The 4249-nt window shown below is 68.7% G+C and carries 4 protein-coding genes and 1 pseudogene; 4 read left to right on the plus strand and 1 reads right to left on the minus strand.

The genetic code is table 11. The features are described from left to right. The first annotated feature begins 368 nt into the window (after positions 1-368). On the plus strand, positions 369-641 hold the full coding sequence (locus tag BN4348_RS32400; RefSeq protein WP_066908365.1) for a DUF3107 domain-containing protein: 273 nt from the start codon (positions 369-371) through the stop codon (positions 639-641). Here BN4348_RS32400 and BN4348_RS32405 read toward each other — a convergent pair. Beyond that, positions 628-1305 carry a TetR/AcrR family transcriptional regulator gene (locus BN4348_RS32405; protein WP_066908368.1) on the minus strand — a complete coding sequence of 226 codons (678 nt, stop codon included), beginning with the start codon at positions 1303-1305 and terminating at the stop codon, positions 628-630. The genes BN4348_RS32400 and BN4348_RS32405 overlap by 14 nt on opposite strands. A gap of 197 nt (positions 1306-1502) precedes the next feature. Between BN4348_RS32405 and BN4348_RS32410 the strand changes: the two are divergent. The 3 genes and pseudogenes from BN4348_RS32410 to BN4348_RS61025 all read left to right on the plus strand — a co-directional run. Further along, a pseudogene (locus BN4348_RS32410) lies at positions 1503-2487 on the plus strand (DUF3152 domain-containing protein). Between the two features lie 66 nt (positions 2488-2553). Then, entirely contained in the window at positions 2554-3774 is a 1221-nt protein-coding gene (moeZ, locus tag BN4348_RS32415) for an adenylyltransferase/sulfurtransferase MoeZ (protein ID WP_066908371.1), read from the plus strand. A gap of 37 nt (positions 3775-3811) precedes the next feature. Beyond that, on the plus strand, positions 3812-4249 hold a 438-nt coding region (locus BN4348_RS61025), incomplete at its 3' end, for a TIGR02569 family protein (RefSeq protein WP_084453922.1).

Raw genomic sequence — 4249 nt, forward strand, 5'->3', positions numbered from 1 at the left:
GCCGACGGCCACCACGGCGCCGAGGATCGCGGCGGCCGGGCGCCACCGGGTGTCGGCCGGCCAGGCCAGGTCGCCGTAGCCGTCCAAGACGTCGGTGTCGGCTCCGTCGTAGTCGTCGTCGGGGTAGTCATGAACTGGGCCGAGACGATCGGTGACCATGTGTCTGATGGTGCCGATGTTAGCGATGTGAATTGCTGGGCCGCGGCGGTGCGCGCCATGTTGGCCGAGCTGGGAGCGAATCGTTATCTTCGGGCGGCCGCGTTTCGCTTACCGCGAACCGGGCACCGGGGGGACATGCCGCGTGGGCGCGTCCATTAGCCTGCTGCTGACGCGCCTGCGAACTTCAACGCCAACGGGAAGGGGCCACCGTGGAGGTCAAGATCGGTATCACGGACAGTCCACGCGAGCTGGTCCTGTCCAGTACGCAGACGCAATCCGAAGTCGAGGGGCTGGTCGCGGCCGCGCTGCGCGACAGCTCGGGTCTGCTCAGCCTGAACGACGAGCGGGGCCGCCGCTTTTTGATTCAGAGCTCCAAGATCGCCTATGTCGAAATCGGGGTCGCAGACGCCCGCCGGGTGGGATTCGGGATCGGGGCCGAATCGGCCGCCAAACACGCCAGCAAGGCCGCTAAGGGCGAGTAAGCGGCACGTGGGACAGCCCGCCCCAGGCGAACTGGACGGTGCCGTCGACGGCGTCCGCCTTCGAGATCGGGCGGTCCGAGTCCAGCCAGTACCTGGCGCAGTCGACGCTGATGCCGACCAGTCCCACCGCGATCATGCGGGCGCGGTGCGGATCGAGGCCGGAATCGGCGCTGATGAGGTCGAACACGGCGTCGATGCACGCTTCGGTGGCCACCCGCACCTGCGCCGCCACCTCGGGCTCGGTGACGTAGTCGTTCTCGAAGATGAGCCGGTAACCCTGGCTGTCGTGCTCGATGAAGTCGAAGAACGCCTGCACCGCCGCGTGCAACCGCCGCCGGTTGTCGGTGGTGGTGCGCAACGCCTGTTGCACGCCCGAGACCAGGTTCTCGACGTGCCGCGCGAGCACCGCCAAGTATAGCTCAAGCTTGCTCGAAAAGTGTTGGTACAGAACGGGTTTGCTAACTCCCGCCCGGTCGGCGATCTCGTCCATGCCGGCGGCGTGGTAGCCGCGGTTGACGAAGACGTCGCTGGCCACGATCAGCAGTTGGCCACGGCGCTCGTCGCGCGGCAGGCGGTTGCCGCGCCGGTTGGGCATTACGCCGTCTCCCGGCCGACGGTCAGCCGGCTTCACGGCGCGCCGTGCCGCCTTGGCGAGATCGCTCATCGAGTCCTCATCTGATCGTTGGCAACTGGCCGTCGGCCCGCCGGGGCCAGCCGCACGCGGCTAGTCGCAACGACATTACTACCCGTGCCGCCTGTGTGATTGTTATCGCGGCCGTCGGCGCTGGCAGAAGCGGTGTCGTGGGGCGGATTCGGGCGCGCCAAGGGCGGTCGCGGTGCCTGCTGTGTAATCCTGGGGAAATGACGTCCCAGCGGCCTGTGCGCGGCACCGGTCGAGCCCCGGTGCTGCGCGACGAGTGGCGCGAACCACTGCGGGCCCTGCGCGACCCGATCGCCCGGGACGGCGGACGGACCCGGGCCGACCGTGAGCCTGTCTCTTATTCACANGCGGGCGTACGCGTTGCCCGCGTTGGTGGTGCTCACCGGGTTGGTGATCTATCAGACCGTCACCGGCACCGGCGCGCCGAAACCGACAGCGACGCAATCCATTCAGGGCACCCCGGACATCGGCGCCGTGGGCACGTCGATCATCGACGCACCGCCGCGCGGGCTGGCCGCATTCGACGCGAACCTGCCCGCCGGGACGCTGCCCGACGGCGGCCCGTTCACCGAGGCGGGCGACAAGACGTGGCACATCGTGCCAGGCATGACGCCGCAGATCGGCCAGGGCACCGCCAAGGTGTTCCGCTACACCGTCGAGGTCGAAAACGGCATCGACGCCACGATGTTCGGCGGCGACGAGGCTTTCGCCCAGATGGTCGAGCAGACGCTGGGCAACCCCAAGGGCTGGACGCACAACCCGCAGTTCGCCTTCGTGCGCATCGATAACGGCAAACCCGACTTCCGCATCTCGCTCGTGTCGCCGGTGACGGTGCGTGGCGGCTGCGGCTATGAATTCCGGCTGGAGACCTCCTGCTACAACCCGGTTTACGGGCCGAATCGGGAGGCGCGGGTCTTCATCAACGAGGCGCGCTGGGTGCGCGGGGCCGTGCCGTTCGAGGGGGACGTCGGCTCGTATCGGCAGTACGTGATCAACCACGAGGTCGGCCACGCCATCGGATACGTGCGCCATGAGCCCTGCGAGCAGCAGGGCGGCCTGGCGCCGGTGATGATGCAGCAGACGTTCTCCACGTCGAACGACGACGCCGCCAAGTTCGACCCCGACGTCGTCAAGGCCGACGGCAAGACCTGCCGATTCAACCCCTGGCCCTACCCGATCGCCTGACTCGGCGCCCGACCGCGGGAAGCGACCCCGGTCGTTTGCCGTTGATTCGGGCAGCTGTTTCGATGGATGGAGCTGACGAAGCTACCGAGGAGATGTTCGGTGTCGACATCGCAGACGCCACTGCCGCCGCTGGTCGAGCCGGCGGCGCAGATCAGCCGCGACGAGGTGGCCCGCTACAGCCGCCACCTGATCATTCCCGACCTGGGCGTCGACGGTCAGAAGCGGCTGAAAAACGCCCGGGTTCTGGTGATCGGGGCCGGCGGCCTCGGCGCGCCCGCCCTGCTCTACCTGGCCGCGGCCGGGGTCGGCACCATCGGCATCGTCGACTTCGACGTCGTCGACGAGTCCAACCTGCAGCGCCAGATCATCCACGGCACCGCCGACGTCGGGCGGCCCAAGGCCCAGTCCGCGCGCGATGCGATCGCGGCCATCAACCCGCTGGTCGATGTGCGATTGCACGAGTTCCGGCTGGAGGCGGCCAACGCCGTCGAGCTGTTCAGCCAATACGACCTGATCGTCGACGGCACCGACAACTTCGCCACCCGCTACCTGGTCAACGACGCCGCGGTGCTGGCCAAAAAGCCGTACGTGTGGGGGTCGATCTACCGGTTCGAGGGCCAGGTGTCGGTGTTCTGGGAGGACGCCCCGGACGGGCGGGGCCTGAACTACCGCGACCTCTACCCCGAGCCGCCGCCGCCCGGCACGGTGCCCTCCTGCGCCGAGGGCGGCGTGCTGGGCATCGTCTGCGCCTCCATCGCATCGGTGATGGGCACCGAGGCGATCAAGCTGATCACCGGGATCGGCGAATCGCTGCTGGGCAGGCTGATGATCTACGACGCGCTTGCGATGAGCTACCGCACCATCAGGATCCGCAAGGACCCGTCGGAGGCCTCCAGGCCGAGGATCACCGAGCTGATCGACTACGAGAATTTCTGCGGCGCGGTGTCCGACAGTGGCGCCGCGGGCTCCGCGATCACCCCGCGCGAGCTGCGCGAGTTGCTGGATTCGGGCAAGAAGCTCGTCCTGATCGACGTGCGTGAGCAGGTGGAGTGGGACATCAACCACATCGAGGGAGCGCGGCTGATCCCGCAGTCGCTGCTCAGTTCCGGTGAGGGGCTGGCGCAGCTGCCGCACGACCGCCCGGCGGTGCTGTACTGCAAGACCGGCGTGCGCTCGGCCGCGGCGCTGGCCGCGGTGCACAAGGCCGGTTTCTCCGACGCGGTCCACTTGCAGGGCGGCATCGTGGCGTGGGCCGAACAGATGCAGCCCGACATGGTCATGTACTAACCCAATACCGCAGGTGGCCTCTTATAGGCTGATCCGTGTGACAGTCGAGCCACCGCCGGAGCATGTGCTGGCGGCGTTTGGTTTGACCGGCGTGAAGCCCGTCCCGTTGGGCGCCAGTTGGGAGGGTGGCTGGCGGTGCGGCGAGGTCGTGCTGTCGATCGTGGCCGACCACGCCCGCGCGGCCTGGTCGGCGCGGGTGCGGGAGACGTTGTTCGTCGACGGCGTCCGGCTGGCCCGCCCGGTCCGCTCCACCGACGGGCGCTACGTGGTGTCCGGGTGGCGGGCGGACACCTTCGTCGCCGGCACGCCAGAGCCCAGGCATGACGAAGTCGTCTCGGCGGCGGTCCGGCTGCACGAGGCGACCGGCAAACTGGAACGGCCCCGCTTCCTGACCCAGGGGCCGACCGCGCCCTGGTCGGACGTCGACGTCTTCATCGCCGCCGACCGCGCCGCGTGGGAGGAGCGGCCGCTGGCG

The sequence above is a fragment of the Mycobacterium interjectum genome, from assembly GCF_900078675.2.
Classification (GTDB): Bacteria; Actinomycetota; Actinomycetes; order Mycobacteriales; family Mycobacteriaceae; genus Mycobacterium; species Mycobacterium interjectum.